This window comes from Nocardia concava NBRC 100430 (assembly GCF_000308815.1).
Lineage (GTDB): Bacteria > Actinomycetota > Actinomycetes > Mycobacteriales > Mycobacteriaceae > Nocardia > Nocardia concava.
Genome location: NZ_BAFX01000010.1, coordinates 49,888 through 71,992, shown reverse-complemented (window position 1 = coordinate 71,992; position 22,105 = coordinate 49,888). Strand labels below are relative to the sequence as shown.

At 68.5% G+C, this 22,105-nt stretch carries 23 protein-coding genes; 13 read left to right on the top strand and 10 right to left on the bottom strand.

The window, feature by feature from the left end; translation table 11 throughout:
* Positions 1-28 precede the first annotated feature (28 nt).
* From ON43_RS03465 to ON43_RS03450, 4 genes are all read left to right on the top strand, one after another.
* Positions 29-448, top strand: coding sequence for a nuclear transport factor 2 family protein (locus ON43_RS03465; protein ID WP_040803410.1), 420 nt, complete (start codon positions 29-31; stop codon positions 446-448).
* Between the two features lie 31 nt (positions 449-479).
* Positions 480-1,091, top strand: coding sequence for a malonic semialdehyde reductase (locus tag ON43_RS03460; protein WP_040803408.1), 612 nt, complete (start codon positions 480-482; stop codon positions 1,089-1,091).
* A gap of 170 nt (positions 1,092-1,261) precedes the next feature.
* The gene (locus ON43_RS03455; protein WP_040803406.1) at positions 1,262-2,089 is read left to right on the top strand and encodes an MBL fold metallo-hydrolase; all 828 of its coding nucleotides are present in this window, start codon (positions 1,262-1,264) and stop codon (positions 2,087-2,089) included.
* Positions 2,090-2,174: 85 nt separating this feature from the next.
* On the top strand, positions 2,175-3,176 hold the full coding sequence (locus ON43_RS03450; protein ID WP_051177838.1) for a helix-turn-helix transcriptional regulator: 1,002 nt from the start codon (positions 2,175-2,177) through the stop codon (positions 3,174-3,176).
* Here ON43_RS03450 and ON43_RS03445 read toward each other — a convergent pair.
* The 5 genes from ON43_RS03445 to ON43_RS03425 all read right to left on the bottom strand — a co-directional run bounded on the left by ON43_RS03445 (position 3,173) and on the right by ON43_RS03425 (position 7,770).
* A complete protein-coding gene (locus ON43_RS03445; RefSeq protein ID WP_040803401.1) occupies positions 3,173-3,739 on the bottom strand; it encodes an NADPH-dependent FMN reductase in 567 nt (188 codons plus the stop codon). The two genes, ON43_RS03450 and ON43_RS03445, sit on opposite strands and share 4 nt — an antisense overlap.
* A gap of 247 nt (positions 3,740-3,986) precedes the next feature.
* A complete protein-coding gene (locus ON43_RS03440; RefSeq protein WP_218003197.1) occupies positions 3,987-5,561 on the bottom strand; it encodes an ATP-binding protein in 1,575 nt (524 codons plus the stop codon).
* Positions 5,562-5,607: 46 nt separating this feature from the next.
* Positions 5,608-6,273 carry a response regulator gene (locus ON43_RS03435; protein WP_083913131.1) on the bottom strand — a complete coding sequence of 222 codons (666 nt, stop codon included), beginning with the start codon at positions 6,271-6,273 and terminating at the stop codon, positions 5,608-5,610.
* On the bottom strand, positions 6,270-7,421 hold the full coding sequence (locus tag ON43_RS42105) for a sensor histidine kinase (RefSeq protein ID WP_157513887.1): 1,152 nt from the start codon (positions 7,419-7,421) through the stop codon (positions 6,270-6,272). Before ON43_RS42105 ends, ON43_RS03435 begins: the two co-directional genes overlap by 4 nt.
* Positions 7,422-7,464: 43 nt before the next feature.
* On the bottom strand, positions 7,465-7,770 hold the full coding sequence (locus ON43_RS03425; protein ID WP_157513886.1) for a hypothetical protein: 306 nt from the start codon (positions 7,768-7,770) through the stop codon (positions 7,465-7,467).
* 333 nt (positions 7,771-8,103) lie between these two features.
* Here ON43_RS03425 and vanY-N point away from each other — a divergent pair, with 333 nt between their 5' ends.
* The 3 genes from vanY-N (at position 8,104) to ON43_RS42100 (ending at position 10,831) form a co-directional block, all read left to right on the top strand.
* A complete protein-coding gene (gene vanY-N, locus ON43_RS03420) occupies positions 8,104-8,688 on the top strand; it encodes a D,D-peptidase/D,D-carboxypeptidase VanY-N (protein ID WP_245568451.1) in 585 nt (194 codons plus the stop codon).
* Between the two features lie 12 nt (positions 8,689-8,700).
* Complete coding sequence (locus tag ON43_RS03415; RefSeq protein ID WP_245568450.1) at positions 8,701-9,723, top strand: Rieske 2Fe-2S domain-containing protein; 1,023 nt, start codon at positions 8,701-8,703, stop codon at positions 9,721-9,723.
* Between the two features lie 94 nt (positions 9,724-9,817).
* Positions 9,818-10,831 (top strand): hypothetical protein, encoded by a 1,014-nt coding sequence (locus ON43_RS42100; RefSeq protein ID WP_051177836.1) that lies wholly within the window; start codon positions 9,818-9,820, stop codon positions 10,829-10,831.
* Between the two features lie 12 nt (positions 10,832-10,843).
* Here ON43_RS42100 and ON43_RS03405 read toward each other — a convergent pair whose 3' ends face one another.
* Positions 10,844-11,113, bottom strand: coding sequence for a metal-sensitive transcriptional regulator (locus ON43_RS03405; protein WP_040803397.1), 270 nt, complete (start codon positions 11,111-11,113; stop codon positions 10,844-10,846).
* A 109-nt stretch (positions 11,114-11,222) separates the two neighbouring features.
* Here ON43_RS03405 and ON43_RS03400 point away from each other — a divergent pair, with 109 nt between their 5' ends.
* Together ON43_RS03400 and ON43_RS47370 are read left to right on the top strand one after the other, a co-directional pair.
* Complete coding sequence (locus tag ON43_RS03400; RefSeq protein ID WP_040803395.1) at positions 11,223-12,851, top strand: FAD-dependent oxidoreductase; 1,629 nt, start codon at positions 11,223-11,225, stop codon at positions 12,849-12,851.
* A gap of 30 nt (positions 12,852-12,881) precedes the next feature.
* On the top strand, positions 12,882-13,028 hold the full coding sequence (locus tag ON43_RS47370) for a DUF8730 family Cys-rich protein (protein ID WP_505778098.1): 147 nt from the start codon (positions 12,882-12,884) through the stop codon (positions 13,026-13,028).
* Here the strand turns inward: ON43_RS47370 and ON43_RS03395 are convergent.
* Positions 12,977-13,912, bottom strand: coding sequence for a WS/DGAT domain-containing protein (locus ON43_RS03395; protein ID WP_157513885.1), 936 nt, complete (start codon positions 13,910-13,912; stop codon positions 12,977-12,979). The two genes, ON43_RS47370 and ON43_RS03395, sit on opposite strands and share 52 nt — an antisense overlap.
* Between ON43_RS03395 and ON43_RS44595 the strand changes: the two genes are divergently transcribed.
* The 4 genes from ON43_RS44595 (at position 13,902) to ON43_RS03380 (ending at position 18,038) form a co-directional block, all read left to right on the top strand.
* Positions 13,902-14,204, top strand: coding sequence for a hypothetical protein (locus tag ON43_RS44595; protein ID WP_157513884.1), 303 nt, complete (start codon positions 13,902-13,904; stop codon positions 14,202-14,204). The genes ON43_RS03395 and ON43_RS44595 overlap by 11 nt on opposite strands.
* Before the next feature lie 69 nt (positions 14,205-14,273).
* On the top strand, positions 14,274-15,452 hold the full coding sequence (gene xylA / locus ON43_RS03390) for a xylose isomerase (protein WP_040803460.1): 1,179 nt from the start codon (positions 14,274-14,276) through the stop codon (positions 15,450-15,452).
* A 4-nt stretch (positions 15,453-15,456) separates the two neighbouring features.
* The gene (gene xylB / locus ON43_RS03385) at positions 15,457-16,848 is read left to right on the top strand and encodes a xylulokinase (RefSeq protein WP_040803458.1); all 1,392 of its coding nucleotides are present in this window, start codon (positions 15,457-15,459) and stop codon (positions 16,846-16,848) included.
* Positions 16,845-18,038, top strand: a complete 1,194-nt coding sequence (locus ON43_RS03380) for an ROK family protein (protein ID WP_051177834.1) — start codon at positions 16,845-16,847, stop codon at positions 18,036-18,038. Before xylB ends, ON43_RS03380 begins: the two co-directional genes overlap by 4 nt.
* 9 nt (positions 18,039-18,047) lie before the next feature.
* Here ON43_RS03380 and ptsP read toward each other — a convergent pair whose 3' ends face one another.
* Genes ptsP through dhaK form a run of 3 tightly spaced genes read right to left on the bottom strand, consistent with a single transcriptional unit; the run spans position 18,048 to position 22,104 of the window.
* Positions 18,048-20,489: a phosphoenolpyruvate--protein phosphotransferase gene (ptsP, locus tag ON43_RS03375; RefSeq protein WP_040803393.1), complete on the bottom strand. Its 2,442-nt coding sequence runs from the start codon at positions 20,487-20,489 to the stop codon at positions 18,048-18,050.
* Positions 20,486-21,103: a dihydroxyacetone kinase subunit DhaL gene (gene dhaL, locus ON43_RS03370; RefSeq protein WP_040803391.1), complete on the bottom strand. Its 618-nt coding sequence runs from the start codon at positions 21,101-21,103 to the stop codon at positions 20,486-20,488. Before dhaL ends, ptsP begins: the two co-directional genes overlap by 4 nt.
* Entirely contained in the window at positions 21,103-22,104 is a 1,002-nt protein-coding gene (gene dhaK / locus ON43_RS03365; RefSeq protein ID WP_040803390.1) for a dihydroxyacetone kinase subunit DhaK, read from the bottom strand. Before dhaK ends, dhaL begins: the two co-directional genes overlap by 1 nt.
* Position 22,105 lies beyond the last annotated feature (1 nt).

The following is a 22,105-nucleotide window of genomic DNA, read 5'->3' as shown; positions in this document are numbered from 1 at the left end:
CAGGCACAACAGCATTCGAGGAGCCAGCATGACCACCGTCGCCAGCCGCGCCGAGCTGTATGCCGAGGTCCAGCAGTTCTACGCCGACCAGATGCAGCGGCTCGACAACCGGGACATCCCCGGTTACGCGCAAACCTTCACCGAGGACGCGGAATTCGAGCACACCCCCGGGCGCCCGCCGGCGCGCACCCGGGCCGGGATCATCACCGACCTCGTCGCGTTCCACAAGCGCTTCGAGGCCGATCCCATGCAGCGGCGGCACTGGTTCGGCATGACCGATCTGCGGCCGCAGGACGACGGCAGCATCATCGCCACCTCCTACTGCCTGGTGGTGAAGATCCGCCCCGGCAAGGCGCCGGAGATCAACCCCAGTTGCGTGGTGCACGACGTGCTGGTGCGCGTCGACGGCGCCCTCCTGACCCGCTCCCGCCGAGTTTCCCACGACTGACCGAAATACAGCCTGTCCCAAGGAGAATCACATGAGCACCGCCCAATCGGACACCCGGCTCGCCCTCGCCGCGGAGGCGCAGGATCTGCTCTTCCGCGAGGCCCGCACCGCCAATACGTTCACCGACGAGCCGGTCACCGACGAGCAGTTCCGTGAGATCTACGAGCTGGCCAAGTACGCACCCACCTCGATGAACCAGCAGCCGCTGCGCATCGTCCTGGTCCGCACGCCCGAGGCCCGGGCCCGCCTGGTCACCCACATGCTCGACAACAACAAGCCCAAGACCGCCGCCGCCCCGCTGACCGCGATCCTGGCCGCGGATCTGAACTTCCACGACCATCTGCCGACGGTCTTCCCCCATGCCCCCGACGCGAAGGACTACTTCGCCGATCCCGAAGTGCGCGCCCACTCGGCCCGTTTCAACGCCCTTATCCAGGTCGGCTACTTCATCCTGGCCATCCGCGCCGCGGGCCTGGCCGCCGGCCCGATGAACGGCTTCGACGCCGCCGGCGTCGACCGCGACTTCTTCCCCGCCGGCGATGTCGCCTCCCTGGTCGTGGTCAATATCGGCAAGCCGGGCCCGGACGCCTGGTTCCCCCGCTCGCCCCGCCTCGGCTACGACCAGGTCGTCAGCGTGGCCTGACCACGGGTCGATCAGCCCGCCCGGAATGCCGACCGGGCGGGCTTTCGCATGTCCGGTCGGGGGCGAGTAGTTCGAGGGGGCTGGCCATGGGCACTTGAAAGTGCCTTATTGCCGCCGTTTTCGGGGCGGCCTACCTTCGGATCCACCGTAATGGAAGGAACCGAAAGATCATGAGCAGCGCATTCCGCGTGCATACCTACACCGCGTCCGAACCGGGCATCTTCGTCAACAGCTACCTCATCGAGACGGCCGAATCCGTCGTGCTGATCGACGCGAATCTGCTTGTCTCCGATGCGCAGGCGCTCGCCGCGCGTGTCGCGGCGCTGGGCAAACCGCTGCGGGCCGCCTTCGTCACCCATCCGCACCCCGACCACTTCAACGGGCTGCCCTACGTCGTGCCCGACGATGTTCCGGTGTATGCCACCGCGGCGGTCGCGAAGGTCATCGCCGACAGCGCCGAAGCCAAACGCGCACAATGGGGTCCGGTGTACGGGGATCAGTGGCCGGATCGCTACCGGGTGCCGGAGCACCTGCTCGCCAGTGGCGAGACGGTGGAGATCGACGGGTTGCGGTTGACGGTCACCGATGTCGGTCCGGCCGAGAGCCACGCCGACACCTACATCGTGGTCGAGGCCGAAGGGCAGCGGGTCGCCTTCATCGGCGATCTGGCCTTCGCCGGGGTGCATTCCTATCTCACCGATGGGCATTCGTCGCAGTGGTTGGCCGCACTGGACGAGGTCTCGGCCGAACTGTCCGGCCTGACGCTGTATCCGGGCCACGGGCCGTCGGGTGACGTGCGGTTCTTCGACGACCAGCGGCGCTACCTGCTGATGTTCCGGGAGGCGGTGGCTCGCATCGGCGGTGGTGCCGCGACGCTGACCGAGGAGCAGAAAGCCGAACTGACACAGGTGATGTCGCGGTTCAGCCCCGACTTCCCACTGGACTGGCTGGTGCAGCACGGCGCCGATCCGGTCGCCGGGGAACTGGCCGCCCACTAGGCGTGCGCGGACCTCACGCGCCACAATGGGGACCGAAAGCGACAGGGCGATAGGCGGGGTGGGTGGGCGTGGTTATGCTGCGCCGGTGATCGGCACCATCCCCTCCCGCACCGCGGGCATCATCCGCGCAACCGCCCTGCGGCTGGGTGTGCAGCCCGCGGAACTGTCCGCCATTCCGGGCCTGGATCCGGTGCTGCTCGGTGACGATCTGCTGCGGGTGCCCACCGAATCGGTCTGGCGCGTATGGGAATTGATCGACACGATCGCCGGACCGGGCTCGGGTCTGTGCGCCACGGCCCAGGCCGATCGGGGTGGTCTGCGGGTCTGGGACTACCTGTTCTCGAGCGGGGCCACGCTCGCCGAGAGCGTGCGCACGGCCTTCGAATTCCGTGCCGTCGTCACCGATCCCGCCGTGGGCTGGGAAGTGATCGAGGACGGTGGGCTGCTCACCCTGCGCGCTGAGCGGTTCGAACCCGAGCGGGTCCTCGCGCCCATCGAGGAATACGCCATGTCGTCGGTCCTGCGCCGCATGCGCGAAGCCACTCGCAGTCACCTGGTCCCGGTCCGCGTCGCCTTCGGCAACCGAGCCGGTCACCGCCACAACCGGCTCATCGACGAATTCGGCACCAGCCGTATCGATTTCGGTGCGCCACGCTCCGAACTCACCTTCGTCGATGCCGGAGCCCTGCCGACCGGCACCGACCCGCAACTCGGGCAGATCCTGCAGCACTACACCCGATTGTTCCTGGCCTCCTCACGCCCGGCGCCCAGCTGGCGAGACACCTTGCGCGCCACGATCGCCAAGGCCCTCGCCGAGAACAACCTCACCCTCACCGCCGTCGCCGACCACCTGGCGCTCAACTCGCGCACACTGCAACGCCGACTCGCCGAGCAGGGCACCGGATGGCGCGAGGAGATCGAGGCCGTCCGATACGAGCAGGCCGTGAACCTGCTGCGAACCACCGAACTTCCGGTCCAATCGGTGGCCGTCCGGCTCGGCTACTCCGACGCGCGCGCCCTGCGCCGCGCCTTCAGTCGCTGGACCGGACAGACACCCGACGCCTTCCGGCGCGGTAGACCCGGTTAGCGGGCGTCGATCTTGGCGGTCAGCGCGGTGAGCAAACCGGTGAGCAGGTCGATGGTGGTCTCATCGACGAGGTCACCGTTCTCGTCGAAGCGCTCGTGCGAGCGGAACGCGATCACCTCGGGCTTGACCACGACGTCGCTCTCGGTCCACACGAACACCTGCCGCAGCGCCAATTGCGCACGCACGGAACCGAATTGGGTAGGCGCCGCACCCATGATGGCAACCGGCTTGCGATGCAACGGCAGCCCCTCGGTCTTGCTCCAGTCGGTGGACACCCAGTCGATCGCGTTCTTGAGCACACCCGGAATCGAGTAATTGAACTCCGGGGTGGCGATGAGCAGCCCATCGGCAGCGGTGATCCGCTCACGCAGCTCGGTGACCACAGCCGGCCGATGCGCCGGAGTATCGAGATCGAAGTCATAGGGTGGGATTTCGCGCAAGCCATCGTAGATCTCGATCTCGACGCCGTTGCTGAACTTCTGCGCGGCACGCAGCAGCGCGGTGTTGTGCGACTCGGCGCGCAAGCTGCCGGAGATCCCGAGAATCTTCTTGGGGCTGGTCATGAATCGGCCTATCGATCAGGTGGATGGACACGCGAGCGTCCGGCCGTTGGTCTGCGAATCAACGGCCGGACCCCTCGAATACAACCCGCGCGCCGTGAATGTCCCATCGCGATCGCTACGGGTTCGCTCGCATCCACGAATCTAGGCGCGACCCGAGCAGGGGTAGGGGGACCGGACACGACTCAATGGGGACCGCACACGCCAAACCAACCATTCGGAACTATTTTCCGCCCACCGAGCTGTCCGTTTATGCCCGTAGCACCGTGACGGTGCGACCGGACGAGGTGCGGGCCTCCTCGAAAGCGGTGCGCTCGGCGATCGGGTCCGCGTGCGGTCGGCGATCGAAGATCACCAGGACACCGGTCGCGAGGCCGAGTCGGTCGAGGTAGGCGTCGAGTTGGATGAGGCCCTCCGCAAGCGGGTCGGGTCGGTTCGCAGCCCAGACCTTCAACTCCAGCGCCTCACGTTGTTCCTCGCGGCAGTCCTCCGAGTCGCGGTACGGCTGGCGGATCAGCAGGTCGATGCGGCCGCGGCCGACTCCTACCTCACGGTCGATGTACCCGGCCCCGTTGACGATTCGGTGCAGATACGCCATCAGCACCAGTTGAGCCGCGGCCTCGTGGTAGTTGTCGCGGGCGGCGAGGACATCGCCGTGCTGTATCCAGAACGCGGCGAATTCCCGCAGCAGGCGGGGGAAGTCGATGCGGCCGTCGGGGAACCGGAAGCTGGATGGTTCGTCGGCTATCACCGCCTCGGTGCGCTGGCCCAGCACCCGGACGATGACCTCCTGGTAGATCGGGTTCGCGAATCGGAGCTGCTTGCCCAGTGCGATCAACCCGAGGTCCCGGGTATAGGCCACATCGTCATCGAAACTTGTGTCCAGGTCCGGGAGTTCGCCGCTGACGATGGGGCCGAGTACCCGTTGCACCCGCGGCTGGTGCAGCTTGTCGATCAGCGAATCCAGATGCGTGGCTCGCGCCAGGATCAGTCGCTCTTTGGCGGTCTCGACGTGATCGAGAGTGATGGTCTCGCGAATCCGCATCTTGCCGATGATCTCCCAGACCAGCGCGTTCACCAGCCACGGCTGCCCTTGGGTGTAGTAGTACGCCAGGTCGATGGCTTTGTCGTCGAACTCTTGTCCGGTGTCGGCGGTGTGCTGGCGGAAGAGCTGTCGCATTTCGATCTTGTCGAAGTCGCCGATCCGAATCGACTCGATCTTGATGTTGAACGGGCTCGCTGTTCCCAGGCGCTGCGGGTCGCCACCGGACGCAGCCTTGTAGTCCCGCACATCCCGAAGCCCGCACAGCACCACCGAGTGCACGAACTGTTTGCGGCTCTGTGTGTACCCGGCGCGAAGTTGCCGCAAGACATTGAGCAGCCCGTCACCGCGCAGCGCGTCGATCTCGTCGAAGAACAGCACCAGCGGGCGCGGGCACGCGGCCACCCAGGCGGCGAGACCGGCCTTCAACCGGGTGCCCGGTGCGGCGTCCGGCCATTCGGGCGGCAGTAGGTCCGGTGCCCAGCCTTGCAGCTCGGCGGCTTGACGAAGCTCGCTCAGCAGCGCGGTTTCCACCCCCGTGAAGTCGTCGCCGAATTGCTCCCCGATCTCGCAGGAGATCGACAACGCGAGGAAATGCCCCTCGGCGGTCAGGTCGCGCGCCAAACCCAGCAGCGCGGTGGTCTTGCCGGATTGCCGGGGTGCGTGCACGACGAAGTAGAACCCGAATTCGATGTACATCCGGGCGTCGGGCAGCCGCTCCTCGACGGGGATCATGTAGTGCAGGTCCGGGTAACACGGACCCGCCGTGTTGAAGTACCTCACTGGCACACCCTATCGATTCGGCCGGTTGTCCGGGACGGGTCCGGGGTCAGGTGAGGCCGTGTTCGTGGGCGAAGACGACTATTTGGACGCGGTCGCGGAGGTTCAGTTTGCGGAGGATGGCGCCTACGTGGGTTTTGACGGTGGATTCGCTGGCGAAGACTTGTTGGGCGATTTCGGCGTTGGAGTGGCCCTGGGCTACGGCGGCGAAGACCTCTCGTTCCTTGTCGGTGAGGGTGGCGTAGGCGGCGGGTATCGGTGTGGGGGTGCGGAATTGGGTGTCGAGGAGGGTGGTGAGGTCGCTGGGGGCGAGGACGGCGTTGCCGGTGTGGACGGTGCGGATGGCGTCGCAGAGGAGGGCGGGGGTGGTGTCTTTGAGGAGGAATCCGCTGGCGCCGTAGCGGATTGCGGTGGCGGCGCGGTCGTCGAGGTTGAAGGTGGTGAGGACCAGGACGCGCAGGGGTTTGGTGCGGCGGGCGGCGCGGTCGGGGGAGAAGAGTTGGCGGGTGGCTTCTACGCCGTCCATTTCCGGCATGCGGATGTCCATGAGGACGACGTCGGGGTCGAGGGTGTCGGCCAGGGTCAGGGCCTCGAATCCGTCGGCGGCGTGGCCGACCGCGCGCATGCCGGGTTGGCCGTCGATGATCACCGCGATGCCGGTGCGGAACAGTTCCTGGTCGTCGACCAGGAGTACGCGGATGTCCTCGTCGCTCACGAGACGACCCTACGCAGCGGGACCCAGGCCGCCACGGTGAAGGTGCCTGCGGCGTGTTCGTCGCGGTGGTCTTCGATGGCGAGGCGGCCGCCGACGGATTCCAGGCGTCGCCGCATGCCATCGAGGCCGCGGCCGGTGTGATCGGGGTTCGCCGAGCCGGCGGCCGCGTCGTTGACGGTTCGGATCAAAAGTTCATCGCCCCAATGCAATTCGACGGTAATAGTGCTGTCCCGGTCGCCGTGACGGATGGCATTGGTGAGCATCTCCTGCAGGACGCGGTAGGCGACGGTGGCCAGGTCGGGGGCCAGGGTGCGGGCGGCGCCGGATTGCTCGAGGGTGATCGGGTGGCCGCTGTCGCGTACGCCCTCGATCAGGTCGTGCAGCTCGCCCGGCCTGGTCTGCTCGGGTGCGGTGGCGGTGAGGACCTGGCGGACATCCTGCAGTGAGGAGCGGGCCAGCTTCGCGATGTTCGCCATCGAATCGCGCAGGGTGGCGGTCTCGGTGACGAATTGGGCGGATTCGGACTGCGCCAGAATCACCGCCAGCGAATGCCCGACGACATCGTGGACATCCCGCGCCAGCTGTGCCTGCTCTTCCCGCAGCCGCGCGATCTCCCTGGCCTGCTCGCTCTCGCGGTGGGCGCGGGCGGCCTCGGCCTCGGCGGCGCGCTGGGAGGTCAGTGAGTTTTCGGCGCGCTCGGCGAACAGCCGCAGCGCCAGCCCGGCCGTCCAGCAGACGCCGAACAAGGCCAGGACCAGAACCGCGGCGTACGCCCGCAATCCCGAGTAGGCCAAAACCGAGAGCATCGGAACCGAGAGCGCGCCCGCGGCCATGGTCACCGCGCCGCCTCGGCGGGCGGTCGCGAAAACCACTGCGGCCAAGGCGACTTCGACCATCAGGATCGGAACCCCGACGAAGAGCTGGTACGCGCAGCACAGCCACATCAGCGCCAGGGCCAGACCGGGACGCCACCGCGCGCAGCCCACCGCCGCGGCCGTGAGGGCGACGATGGGAAGGACGCTGCCGCGTTGCGGAAAAGCATTGTGCCGGATGCTGATCAGCGCCTCGACCAGACCGATGCCCAGGACTGCCAGCCCGAGGGCCGCGTCGAGGAACCGGTCACGCCGGTCGGCGCGGACGCCGTTCACTCCGAACTCCTCCTGCACAGATGGTCGCGAATCGGTCGATGGATCACTCGTCGCCGTCAACCGTTCGCGGGTCTCGTGCCGCGATGCCGAACCGGACGAGCAGGCCCGCGATCAGAATAGGCGCGCCGAACGCCAGGGCGATCAAACCCAGCAGTGCCGCGGGCTGCCATGTCTCGCCCGAGACATTCATATTGCCGTGAATCACCAGTACGGCGATGAAAAGCGCCGCCGCCACGGCCACGCCGAGGCCGCCGAGAACCCAGGCGACGGGAAAGATGCTTCGACGCATCCCCGCGGCCACCCGCCCGCGGTTCGGACGCACAGGGGTACCGGTATCGATCGAGCTCATAGTGTCTTCCTTCGGCTCCGGCCGCGGGGGTGATCCCAGCGGCTGACATTCGCCTCGCCGATGAACTCGGCGACGCTCGAATCCCACTCTCGCCCGCGCCGACCGCCCGCACCTCCACCTGAGGTACCGGTCCGCTGGCCGGAAGTACCGCGTTGCCCGTGAGTTGCCGGACGGTACCTGCGGCGGGTCATTCGGTACCTGCGGCGGAGGCGCGGACATGCTGACGGCGGCGAGGCTGGGTAGGCGCAGAAAGGAACCCGACCAATGCATGTACCCAAAGACACTGCGGCACTGTGTATCTCGCTGGAACCGACCCCAGTCAAGGGGGCGGGCGTGAACGCTTTACGCACCACACCGCCGAGGGCGCGCGACCGGCTGTACGAGATCGCCGCCTTCGTACTCGCCGTGCTGCTCCTGCCGGTGGCGTTCGGATACAGCCCCGGCCGCGCCCGCGAACTGGCCTGCCGATGGGCCCTCCGACTGCGCTATCCGAGCGAGGACCTCACCGGCCTCACCCCGCAGGCTCGCCAAGCCTTCGATGCCGCACGGTCCGAAGCGTTCTGGCAGCACGGCCAACTCATCGGCCTCACCTCCGGATACCGCGACCCCGCCACCCAGCAACAGCTCTTCGACGAGGAAGTGCACCGCTCCGGTTCGGTGGCCTCCGCGCGCACACTGGTCCTGCCACCGTCCGAGTCGTGCCACGTTCGCGGCATCGCCCTGGACGTTCGCCCCTACGAAGGCGCCCGCTGGCTGGAACAACACGGCAGCCGCCACCACCTCTACCGCACCTACGACAACGAATGGTGGCACTTCGAGCACCGCCCCGAAACCGGCGGGATCCCACCGCGTCGGCTGCCCCACCCCGGCTCGCCATCATACACCAAGTCTCAAGTTGTTAGTTGTCGTGTCACCTAGTAGCCTGGCCTGGTGATTCTGCACCGTGAGAACCGGGAATTGTCCAAGCTGGCACGGGATCCGCGTGCCGACGAGTATCCGATGCCGATGGTGCCCGAGGGGTGGTACGCCGTCCTGCGCAGTGCACAACTGCGGCCGGGGAAGATCGTGAATCTGCATTATTTCGGGCGTGCGCTGATCGCGTTTCGGGGGAGTGACGGTCGGGCAAGCGTGCGTGACGCGCACTGCCCGCACTACGGCGCCCATCTCGGAGCCGGTGGGCGAGTGGTGGATGGGCAGGTGGAGTGCCCGTTTCACGGTTGGCGTTTCGACTCCGACGGCGGGTGTGTGTCCGCGCCTTTCGCGGCTCGGCCGCCGCGGGTGAAGCTCGGCGGTCTGCCCGTCGAGGAGCACAGTGGCTTGATTTTCGTCTATACCGGTGCGGGAGAACCGGTTTGGCGAGTGCCCGAGATTCCGGAGGCCACCGACCAGCGGTTCGCCCGACCCATCGACGATGCTCGGCAGTCGCGCATCCATATCCAGGAGATGCGCGAGAACATCGTCGACGAATCGCACTTCCACTACATCCACGGCCAAACCGAGCCGCCGGTCCAGGAGCTGCTGACCAACGGCCCCTTCGCCGAAATCCACAGCCGCTTCGCCAAATCCGTCCTCGGCTACCTGGTCGACAACAGCTTCGATGTCTACATGTACGGCCCCGGCGTCATGGTCGTGCGCACAGCCGGACCGACCATCACCCTGACGGCCATCGCCCTGACCAACCCGATCGACGACACCACCAGCGAGCTGCGAATGCTGTACTACGTCCGCCGCCCCGCCGGAATCCCCTTCGCCACACCGATTCTCAAGCTCGCCTTCCGCCTGGTGGCCCTGCGCGAGGTCCGCGAGGAGCTCGGCATCTGGGACCACAAGATCCACCGCCCCCGCCCGGTCCTGCTCCCGCACGAAAAGGGCATCAAGGCCCTACGCCGCTGGTACGCGCAGTTCTACCAGCCGCAGCCCGCGGATGCGGCGGTGGCCACAACGACCGTGTGAGGGTCGTTTATCGAAGTCCAATCCGGCTGTGGTCGAGGCGCGCGACCATGCTGTCGAGACTGGATCCGAATGTGCTGTGCGGGGTGGAAATCAGATGAAGACGGGTGTGCTGGCGGGTGCGGCGCTGCACTCGACCGTGGCGGCCGCGCTGCGGGATGCCGGTGGGCGTGCCGGTTCCCGGCCGGTGGATACGCGGGATCTGCTGCTGGCCTTGATGCGCGCCGACCAGTCGGGGCGGTGGGCGCGAATCTGGTTGTACACCGGTGATATCGACGCGATCGCGGACAAGGTCGCGATCGATCCGGACACCCGGACCTCGGCCGAATGGTGCGGGATACCCGTCACCGACACCTGCGCGGTCGCCCTGGAAACCGCCGGTCACCTCGCCCAGCGATACCGGCTGTGGCCGCTGCCGGTCGGGTTGGTCGTGCTCGGCCTGGTCGTCGACGAAACCACCGCCGCGGCACAGATTCTCAGCGGTGACGGTCTCGATCACGCCGAGTTGCTGCGCCGGATCCAATCGGAGGTGCTGGGCATACCACTGACCGGACTCGAGACCATCCTGCCGGGAGTGGTGGCGCAGGCCCGATCCCGTGCCGCCGGGGTACCGGCCGTGGCGCCGCGCCCGCCATCCGGGCCGATCGGCGGGAATGGAATCTATTGCCGCGTCTGCGGATCCACTCCGGCTGCCCAGGCCAGCTTCTGCCGACATCAGGGTTTCGTGCTGGTCATGCGGTTCCCGCCCTCGGAATCCGGCCCGTTCTGCCGCGATTGCGGTCTCGCCACCTACCGGTCCATGAGCGAGAAGAGCCTGTGGCAGGGCTGGTGGGGCCCGATGTCGATGTTCATCAACGCCATGATGCTGTTCATCAACCTGATGGGCCGTCGCGCGGTGGCCCGATTACCCGCACCCATACCCGGCGCGCCGGGCCGCCCGCTGTCACCGGGCCGTCCCCTGTATCTGCGCCCGGCGATCATCACCCTGGCCGTACCCATCACTATCATCGTCGCGATCGCGACCAGCGGCGGCGACAGCAGCAGCCACTCCCTCGGGGACCTCGGCTCATTGCCGCAGCCTGCGGTGGAACAAATCCGCATCGATGCCTGACGCCCGCGGTGGTCAGGCGAGGGCGAGGAACAGTTTTTCGAGTTCGGCCTCGGTGAGCGGTTCGGAGCCTTCGGCGGCGTCGCCGGTGAGGCATTCGCGCAGGCCGGTGGCCACGATCTTGAAGCCGGCGCGGTCGAGGGCCTTGGAGACGGCGGCCAGTTGGGTGACGACGTCCTTGCAGTCGCGGCCCTGTTCGATCATGGAGATGACGCCGGCCAGCTGACCGTGGGCGCGGCGCAGGCGGTTCAGGACCTGGGCGATGGTCTCTTCATTGCCGATCATGGGGAGTCCCTTCGTTGTGATGCCTCGGTTAAGGATACCCATGGGGGTATATTGGCTGTCGAATCAAGAATACCCCCAGGGGTATGAAGAGTCCGGCTGAGAGGTAAAGATGAAGGTTCTGATCATCGGCGGGGTGGCGGGCGGTATGTCCGCCGCGACCCGGCTGCGGCGGCTGAACGAGTTCGCGGAGATCGTTGTGCTCGAGCGCGGCGCGCACGTGTCGTTCGCGAACTGCGGTCTGCCCTACTACGTCGGCGGGGTGATCACCAAGCGGGAGTCGCTGCTGTTGCAGACACCCGAATCGCTGGCGGCGCGGTTCCGGCTGGATGTGCGGGTGCGCCACGAGGCGGTGGCCCTGGATCCCGTCGGCCGGACCGTCACCGTGCGCGAACTCGAGTCGGGCCGCGAATATGTCGAGTCCTTCGACGAATTGGTGCTGAGCACCGGCGCTTCCGCCCTCGTGCCGCCCCTGCCGGGGGTCGAACGCGCGCTGGTGCTGCGGGATGTCACCGATGTGGACCGGGTGGCCGGGGCGGTCGGCACTGCGCGGGCCGCGGTCGTGATCGGCGCCGGGTTCATCGGGGTCGAGATGGCCGAAAACCTGGTGCGGCGCGGGATCTCGACCACGGTGGTCGAACGCGGCCCGCAGGTGCTGCCCCCGCTGGACGTCGAAATGGCGGCCCCGGTGGCCGCCGAGATGCGCGCCCACGGCATCCGGCTGGAGGTGGATACGGAGGTGACCGCCATCGAGGCCGATACCGTGACACTGTCCGACGGCCAGGAGGTCGCCGCCGATCTGGTGATCATGTCGGTCGGTGTGCGCCCGGAAAGCACGCTCGCCCGCGCGGCCGGACTCGAAATCGGTTCCGGCGGCGGCGTGGTCGTCGATGATCGGCTGCGCACCTCGGCGCCGCACATCTACGCCGTCGGCGATGTGGTCGAGAAGCGGGACTCGGTGAGCGGGGATCCCGGTCTGATCCCGTTGGCCAACTCCGCGAATCGCCAGGGCCGACTGGCCGCCGACGTCATCGCCGGACTGCCCGCCGTCGACCCGCCCGCCCTGGGCACCGCGATCCTCGGCGTCTTCGGGCTGACCGCGGCGACCACCGGGTGGAGCGAGAAGCGCCTGCGCGCCGCGAAACGCCCTTTCCGCGTTATCCATTCGCATCCGCTCGCCCATGCGGGCTACTACCCGGACGCCGGTGCGATGGCGCTGAAACTGCTCGTCGACCCCGGCACCGACCGGATTCTGGGCGCGCAGGCGGTCGGCGCGGACGGTGTCGACAAGCGCATCGACGTGCTGGCCACCGCGATGACGGGCGGCATCCCGGCCTCGCGGCTGATGGACCTGGAACTGGCCTACGCGCCCCAATTCGGGTCGGCCAAGGACGCGGTCAACATGCTCGGCTATATGGCCGACAACCTGCGCACGGGCGCGTTGCGCACGATCCAGTGGCATGAAATCGACGAGGCGATCGCGATGGGCTCACACCCGCTCGATGTGCGCACGCCGGCGGAATTCGCCGCCGGATCCATCCCCGGCGCCCGCAATATCCCCCTGGACGAACTCCGCGATCGCGCCGACGAGATCCCCGCCGGCCCGATCCTCGTGTTCTGCCAGGTCGGCCAGCGCGGCAACAGCGCGACGCGACTGCTCGGGCAACTGGGCCGCGACGCGGTCAACCTCGACGGCGGATATCGAACCTGGCAGGACGCCACCGCGGACCGGATCCGCTGACCATCAACACCTTTCGGAAGGAGTATCAGAATGTGCCGACGAATCACCTGCCGGAAATGCGGCAAACCGAGCTACAGCGGCTGCGGTAACCACGTCGAGCAGGTCCTCGGCGATGTGCCGAAATCTCAACGGTGTTCATGCGCGGACGAACCCCGGACACGCCGCTGGTGGTTCTGATCGGCGCTGCGGGATTCCCGCGATATGCGGTCCAATTCGGTGTTCAGTGCGTCGGTCAGTTCCGCCAGATGGGGAAAGTGGTCGGGGTCGGCGGCGATCGTCACGGTGAGTGTGCCCGTGTAGGAGAGCACTTCGAAGTAGACGGGGGTGTTGCCGCCCGGGCCGACACCGATGGGTGTGGCCGCGGTGATGGTCGATCCGCCGAATGTCATGCGCCGGGTGGGGCCGCGGACATGGGATACCAGCGTGTGGAATCGGCGCTGATGGTTCATGTACCAGCGGAATGCGCCCAGTGCCGCCAATGGCCGGAACAGCCACCCCAGGGTCGCGATCGGCGGCGGACCCGTCGCGGCGTCCCGGTGTGCGCGAACCTGGGAGGCCACGTCCCGAAGCCGTTGCGGCACGGTGCCATTGGCGGGAACCGAGACCAGCATCGGCGAGACCATGTTGCCGAGGCCGGCGGTGTCCGAGCGTTGCGGGCGGCCCGAGACGGGGACGGTCACCACGATCGGGTCGACGGTTTCGCCATGCCTGCCCAGTACCTGACTCAGCGCCGCTGCCACGGTGACCAGGACGGCGTCGTTGCACGTGGCGTCATACCGATGCGCCGCCGCTCGCAGCGCCGCGACGTCGGCGCGGACGAGTGCCAGGCGCAGACGCGGTCCGGTGCGCCGGGTGAGGGCGCCGGGAGCGATCTGAGGCGGCCGCAGCCCTCCGGCCGCCGACAGGGAGGCCCGCAGCATCCGCAGGGATCGAGCCGTGTGGCGCAACGCCCGCAACCGAATCGTGAATGCGTCGCGGGCGAGGGTGGCCATAGTGGGTGCGGGGCATGGGAATTCGCGTGGGGCGGGCCGCGCCGGTAGATCGACGAGGTTGGCCAGCACGGCGAGGCCGCCGACCCCATCCGACGGTGGCGATGCGGTCGGCGATCAATCGCCGGACACGATCGAGATCGATCGCGTCGGCGTTGTCGAGCGTCAGGACGACCCCGAACTGCTCGGGTACCGATCCGGTGTCCATGGCCAGGAACGCCCGATCGGTAGCGCTGGCCCGCTCGATCATCATCACCGTCGCCTCGATATGCCCGCCGATCCTGTTCGTCCAGACTGGCTGCCGACGTCGCCCGTGCACAGGGGCAAAGGTCCCACCGGGCAGTCTGTTTGGTGGTTTTCGTGAACTTCTGTGCGAGGGGTGGGTAGGCTCGGGGGCACTTAGTTCAATGTCTGAACAAAGTGGAGGATGGTCATGGTTGCGCCTACGCCCGCGGATAAGTTCTCGTTCGGATTGTGGACGGTGGGGTGGCGGGGGAGGGATCCGTTCGGGGATGCCACTCGGCCCGAGCTGGATGCGGTGGAGGGGGTGCATCGGCTGGCGGAGTTGGGGGCGTACGGGGTCAGTTTTCATGATGACGATGTGATCCCGTTCGGCGCGTCCGCTGCCGAGCGCGATCGGCGGCTGGAGTTGTTGCGGAAGGCGTTGGCGGAGACGGGGATGGTGGTGCCGATGGTCACTACCAATCTGTTCACGCATCCGGTGTTCAAGGATGGCGGGTTCACCAGCAACGATCGGGACGTGCGGCGGTTCGCGCTGCGTAAGGTGTTGCGGAACGTCGAGTTGGCGGCCGAGCTGGGGGCGCGGACCTACGTGCTGTGGGGTGGGCGCGAGGGAGCGGAATACGACAGCGCCAAGGATGTGCGGGCGGCGCTGGACCGGTACCGCGAGAGTCTCGATGTGCTCACCGAATTCGTGCAAGACCGCGGCTACGATCTGCGGTTCGCGATCGAGCCCAAGCCCAATGAGCCGCGCGGGGACATCCTGCTGCCGACCGTCGGGCATGCGCTGGCGTTCATCACCACGCTCGCGCACCCGGAGCTGGTCGGGGTGAATCCCGAAGTGGGGCATGAGCAGATGGCGGGGCTGAACTTCGCGCACGGGATCGCGCAGGCGCTGTGGCAGGGGAAGTTGTTCCACATCGACCTCAACGGACAGCGCGGGATCAAATACGACCAGGATCTGGTCTTCGGGCACGGGGACCTGATGAACGCGTTCGGTCTGGTCGATCTGCTGGAGAACGGCGGCCCCGACGGTGCGCCCGCCTATGACGGGCCCAGGCACTTCGATTACAAGCCGTCTCGTACCGAAGATATTGCGGGCGTGTGGGATTCGGCGGCCGCGAATATGCGCACCTATCTGCTGTTGAAGGAGCGTGCTCGCGCGTTCCGTGCGGATCCCGAAGTGCAGGAGGCGTTGTCGGTGGCCGGGGTCGCTGATCTGCGGACTCCGACGCTGGCCGCGGGGGAGGGATACGCGGAGTTGCTGGCCGAACCGGAGGCGGATTTCGATCCGGATCGGGCCGGGGAGCGCGGGTATGGATTCGTCCGGTTGAACCAGCTCGCGCTGGAACATCTGCTCGGTGCGCGGTGATCGGATGACATTGGTGGCGGGGGTCGATTCGTCGACCCAGTCGTGCAAGGTCGTCATTCGGGATGCCGAGACCGGGCGGTGGGTGCGGTCGGGCCGGGCGGCGCACCCGCCCGGCACCGAGGTGAATCCGGAGTATTGGTGGTCCGCGCTGCAGGAGGCGATCGCGGCGGCGGGCGGTGTCGAGGATGTCGCGGCCATCAGCGTGGCCGGGCAGCAGCATGGCCTGGTGTGCCTGGATGAGGCGGGTCGCGTGGCGCGAGATGCCTTGCTGTGGAACGACACTCGATCGGCGGACGCCGCGGCGGACCTGGCCGAAGAGCTCGGCGCGGCCGCCTGGGCGCAGCGCACCGGATCGGTGCCGGTGGCCTCGTTCACCGTCACCAAGCTGCGCTGGCTGGCCGAGCACGAGCCCGACAATCTCGCGCGCACCGCGGCGGTCTGCCTGCCGCACGACTGGCTCACCTGGCGATTGCGGGGTGGCGGACTCGAAGAGATCACCACCGACCGCTCCGATGCCTCGGGCACCGGCTATTTCGATTCCAATTCCGGCGAATATTGCCGGGACCTGCTCAAATTGGCGTGCGGCCGTGGCGATCTGATGCTGCCCAGGGTGCTGGGTTCGAACGAGTCGACCACCTCGGCGTCGGGGCAGCGACTGGCGGCCGGTGCGGGCGACAATGCGGCCGCCCGGCTGGGACTGGCCGCGGGCACCGATGTGGTGGTGTCACTGGGCACTTCGGGCGTGGCCTCGGCGAGTTCGGCGGTGCGCCCGGCCGACCCGACCGGTACCGTCGCCGGTTTCGCCGATGCCGAGGACGGCCATCTGCCGCTGGTCTGCACCCTCAATGCCGCCCTCGTGCTGGACACCGTCGCCGGCATGCTCGGCGGCGGGCTGTCCAGGTTGAGCGAGCTCGCGCTGTCGGCGGCGCCCGGAGCGGACGGTGTCGTGCTGGTCCCGTACTTCGACGGGGAGCGCACGCCGAATCTGCCCGCCGCGACCGGGGCCCTGCACGGCCTCACCACCGCCGCCGCGACACCGGCCAATATCGCCCGCGCCGCCGTGGAAGGCATGCTGTGCGGTATCGCGGATGGACTGGAAGCCTTGACCGCACACGGTGTTTCGGTCACCGGCGTGCGGTTGATCGGTGGTGCGGCCGCGCTGCCCGCGGTGCGGGAGATCGCGCCCTCGGTGTTCGGCGTGCCGGTGCTGGTGCCCGAGCCCGGTGAATACGTCGCCGACGGTGCGGCGCGACAAGCCGCCTGGGCGCTGCGGGGTGGTGCCGAGCCGCCCGAGTGGCCCGAATCGGCGACCCCGGTGCGGCGCTACGAGGCCGATGCGGCGGACGCGGTCCGCGACCGCTACCGGACCGCACGGACGAGGTACCTCGAGCGATGAGCATCCTGCCCGGCCCCGTGCACCTCCGGCAGGTCCGCACCGGAAACCTGCAAACCTTGCTCCTGGCCCTGCTCGACGGTCCCGCCTCACGCGCCGAGCTGGCCCAGCGCACCGGCCTGACCAAGGCCACCGTCGCCAGCCTCGCGGAACCGCTGCTGCGGCAACGGATTCTGACCGAGGACCCGGAGCTGAACACCGGACGCGGTCGCCCGTCCCGGCCGCTGCGCTTCTCGGCCGACGCCCCCGTGGCGATCGGTGCGGAGATCAATGTGCGCCACCTCGGCGTCACCGTGCAGCGTCTCGACGGATCCACCGTGTCCGAACAACGCCTCGATATCGACAACCGGCACCGCGACGCCGACGAGCTGATCGAGCCCCTCGCCGAGCTCGTCCGCACCGCGATCACCGAATCGGATGCGGACGTGCTCGGCGTCGGGCTGGCCGTGCCCGGCATCGTCCACGACGGGACGGTCGTGCACGCACCGAATGTGCCCGGCCTCACCGGTATTCGCATCGGCGACCGGCTCGCCGCCGCGCTCGGCGAGCCGACGGTGGCGGTGGACAACGAAGCCAATCTCGCCGCCCTCGCCCACGTATGGCCGCACCGGCTGGCCGGTGACGACTTCGTCTATGTCTCCGGCGATGTCGGCATCGGCGCGGGAATCGTGCTGGGCGGAGACCTGTTTCGCGGCGGCAGCGGATTCGCCGGTGAGCTCGGGCACGTCATCATCGAGCGCGGCGGACGCGCCTGCAGCTGCGGCAGCCACGGCTGCGTCGAGCAATACGCGGGCCTGGACGCGATATTCACCGCCGCGGCGACACCGGGACTCGACGCGCTGCGCGCCGCCCTGCACCGGGGCGACACCCGCAGCCGCTCCGCCGTCAACTGCGCCGGGTCGGCCCTGGGTACCGCACTCGTATCCCTGATCAATGTCTGCGATATCGCCACCGTCGTGCTCGGCGGCAGTTACGCAACCTTTTTCGACGACCTCGCACCCGGCGTGCGCGCCGAACTCGGCACCGGCGTCCTCGCGACGGCCCGCCGTCCGGTCACGCTCGCCGTCTCGCCGCTGGGACGCGGCGCGGTCGCGCGGGGCGCGGCCGCGCTCATCACCCGCCGCTGCTGCCTGGAACCGGAACTTCTGCTGGCCCAGGGTGCGACCGGTGACGAGCGGACCACGACGGGGTGATGCGACCTCTCAGCGCACGGCCGCCACCGCACCGTGGCGCTGCGCCAGTGCGCGAACCTCCTCGGCCGACGCGCAGCGCAGCGCCTGCGCGGCCGTGCGTGCACACTCGGCCGAGTCATATTCGCGCACAGCGGCTTTCCCCAACGGAATCGCCGGTGGCGCGACACTGAGCTCGTCGACGCCCAGCCCGAGCAGCAATGGGATCGCCGCGGGATCGGCCGCGGCCTCACCGCACACCGCGACCCGCGCGCCACCCGCCTCGCGGCACACCATGTCGATGAGGCGCAGCACACCCGGATCCAGGGCATCGGCGAGACCCGCGACCGCGTCGTTCCCGCGTTCCGCGGCCAGCGCGTACTGCACGAGATCATTGGTGCCGACGCTGAAGAAGTCGACGTGGGGCGCGAAGACACCGGTTTTCGCGGCGGCGGCCGGAACCTCCACCATGATGCCGACTTCCGGTGCGGCACCGGGCATCGCGACCTCGTCCAGGATGCGCCGGGCGGCCAGGAGTTCGTCGAGACCGGTGATCATCGGGAACATCACGCTGACCGGATGATCGGCGGCGACCCGGCAGATGGCGGTCAACTGGTCGCGCAGCAGCCAGGGACGGGCGAGAGCGAGCCGGATGCCCCGAACACCCAGGAACGGGTTGGCCTCCGGCGACTGCACGACATAGGGGAGTGGCTTGTCGCCGCCCACGTCGAGGGTGCGCAGCACGATGCGGCGGCCGTCGAAGGCTTCGGCGATCGCCCGATAGGTCTGCTCCTGCTCCTCGACGGTCGGCGCGTGATCGCGGCCCAGGAAAAGGAATTCGGTCCGCACCAGTCCTGCCAGGTCCGCGCCCTGGCGTACGGCGGCAGCGGCGTCGTCCAGATCGCCGATATTGGCGGCGAGGTGGACGAGTTTGCCGTCGACGGTGCGGGCGGGTTGCGCGGCGGCGGACAGAGCGGCCGCACGTTGCCGCGCCCGCTGTTGAGCTGCGTGGTCGAATTCGGCCCGGGTAGCGGGATCCGGATCCACGACCAGACGCCCCGTCGTCCCGTCGAAGGCGACGACTGTGTCCTCGGGCACGGTGAGGATTCCCGGGCCCGCGCTCACCACGGCCGGGATGCCCCGCGACCGGGTGAGGATCATGGCGTGCGACGTCGAACTGCCCTGTGCGAGAACGACTCCGAGCACCACCGCCGGATCAAGGGCTGCGGCCTGCGCCGGAGTCAGATCGGGCGCGACCAGAATCCCCGAAACGCCCTCGAGGTTGACTCCGACGCCGAGTAGACCCGCGAGCACCTGATCCCGCACGGCGCGCAGATCGGCCGCACGGGCCCGCTGATACTCGTCGGCGAGACCGTCGAATTCGGCTGCCGCAGAGTCCATGACCTTCGCCCATGCGGTCGCGGCCGGTAGACCGTCGGTGATGTGTCGGCGCACATCGGTCAACAGCTCCTCATCCTCGAGCAACAGCAGGTGCGCGTCGAAGATCCCGGACTCGGCACCCGCCCCTGCCCGCGCCCGTTCGATCTCTGCGCGCGCCGCGTCCATCGCGCCATCGAGGCGGCGCAGTTCCTCGGCGGGCGAGCCGTCGGGGATATCCGGCAGCGTGAATTCGACCGGGCCGCTGCGGTGTACCGGGCCGAGCGCGATACCGGGTGAGGCCGCTCGCGGACCGCCGTGAGGCTCCTCGACGGTTTCGGCTGCGACAGCGGCCGGTGTCGCAGCCGTCTCGTCGAAGCTGCGTCCGGCGAGCGCGCGAATCCGCTCGACCACCTCCCGTGCGGCGGAACCGCTTGCCGTCACCTCGATTTCGTGCCCGCGCAGCGCACCCAGCGCCGCGACGCGGCTCAGACTGCTCCCCGAAGCGGGACCGCTGCCGGTGGTCAGATTCCGCAGCCACACCCGGGCATCGAGACCGCGCAGCTCGGCGACGAGCCGCGCCGCCGGTCGCGCATGCAGGCCGTGCTCGTTGTGGACCACGAAGGTGGCCACCGCATCCGGGCTGTCGATCTGCGAATCATCGAGTGCGGGCACGTTTTCCGCCGAAGGGGCAGCCGGTTCACCCAGCTGGCTGCGCTTTCCGGCGAGCGAGTTCTCCGCCTCCGCGGCGGCGGTCTCCAGATCCGCACCCCCGGCCGCGGCCACCGTCGCGGCGATCAACCCCTCCAGCAGCGGCGCCGCGCACAACCGGGTGCGATGCTCACCCTCGAGCAGATCCAGCGCCAGCTCCGCCGACAGCACCGCGCTGCCGAGGTCCATGAGCAGCAGCACCCCGTCACCGCGATCGGCCGCCGTGATCGCCGCGGCGACGGCACTCGCATCGGTCCCGAAGGTCCGCTCGTCCAGCCCGGCCGCGATCTCGATCGGAACCGCTTGGCCGTGCAGCATTTCCGAGGCCAGGGCGACGGCGGCGTGCGCGAGCGGGCGGCTGTGGGAGATCACGACGATGCCGATCATCGCACCGCCTCCCGCGCCGCCCGCACCAGCAGCACGGCGCTGGTGGCCCCGGGATCGCGATGGCCGATGCTGCGCGGACCCAGGTAGGAGGCGCGGCCCTTGCGCGCGAGCATGTCGACGGTGGCATCGGACCCGGCCTGCGCGGCGGCAACCGCACGGTCCAGTGCCTGGTCCAAGGTGTCTCCGGCAGCGGCGCTTTCGTCGAGAGCCGCGGCCGCCGGTGCGAGCGCGTCGTACATGGTCTTGTCCCCGGCCTCTGCCTTACCGCGCGCGACGACCCCGTCCAGACCCGCGCGGAAGGCCGCGGCGAAATCGGCGGTGTCGAGATGGTTCCCCTCGACCGCGGCCGAAAAGCGCAGGAAGAAGGTGCCGTACAGCGGCCCGCTCGCCCCGCCGACACTGCGGATCAACACCATCGCCGCCTGTTTCATGGTGTCCGCCACGGTCAGCTGCGGTGTCTCGGTGAGCGCCGCGAGTACCGCGGCCGTCCCGCGCCGCATGTTGCTGCCGTGATCGGCATCGCCGATGGCGGCGTCGAGCTCGCTGAGCTCCTCGGCATTGTCCTCGATGAGCGTGGCGAATCCGCTCAGCCACAACAGGGAATCCAGCATCATCACACTCCCCACCGCAGCGCGGGCGTGCGCACCGGCGCGTCCCACAGCCGCAGCAAATCGTCGTCCACCTTGGTCAGGGTCACCGAGCAGCCCGCCATATCCAGCGAGGTGACATACGGGCCGACCAGGCTGCGGGCGATCTGGACACCGTGCCCGCTCAGGATCCGGGCGACCTCGTTGTACATCACGTACAGCTCCAGCAGCGGCGTGCCACCCATCCCATTGACGAAACAGATGACATTGTCGCCCTTGGCAAATGGCAGATCGGCGAGAATCGGCTCGACCAGCATCGCGGCGATCTCGCGAGCGGGCGCGATGGGCACCCGCGACCGGCCCGGCTCACCGTGGATCCCGATCCCGATCTCCACCTCGCCCTCGCCGAGTTCGAAGGTCGGCTTGCCGACCGCCGGCACCGTGCACGAGGTCAGCGCCATCCCCATACTGCGCGAATTCGCATTGGCCGCACGGGCGATATCCCCGACCACGGTCAGCGGTCGCCCCTGTTCGGCGGCCGCGCCCGCCAGCTTCTCCAGGATCAGTGTCCCGCCGACTCCCCTCCGGCCCGCGGTGTAGAGGCTGTCCTGCACGGCCACATCGTCATCGACGACCACCGTGACCACCTCGGTCCCGGTCTCGGCGGACGCGAGTTCGGCGGCCATCTCGAAGTTCATGATGTCGCCGGTGTAGTTCTTCACGATGTGAATGACTCCGGCGCCCGCATCGACGGCGCTGGTCGCGGCGAGGATCTGATCCGGCACCGGCGAGGTGAAAACCTCACCGGCGCAGGCGGCGTCGAGCATGCCGATCCCGACGAACCCGCCGTGCAGCGGCTCATGACCCGAGCCGCCGCCCGAGACCAGCCCGACCTTGCCCGGCGTGGGCGCGTCCGCGCGCAGGATGACCCGGTTCGGCAGATCCACCCGCAATTCGGGATGCGCGGCGGCCATTCCGGCGAGGGCATCGGTGACGATATCGGCCGGATCGTTGATCAGTTTCTTCATG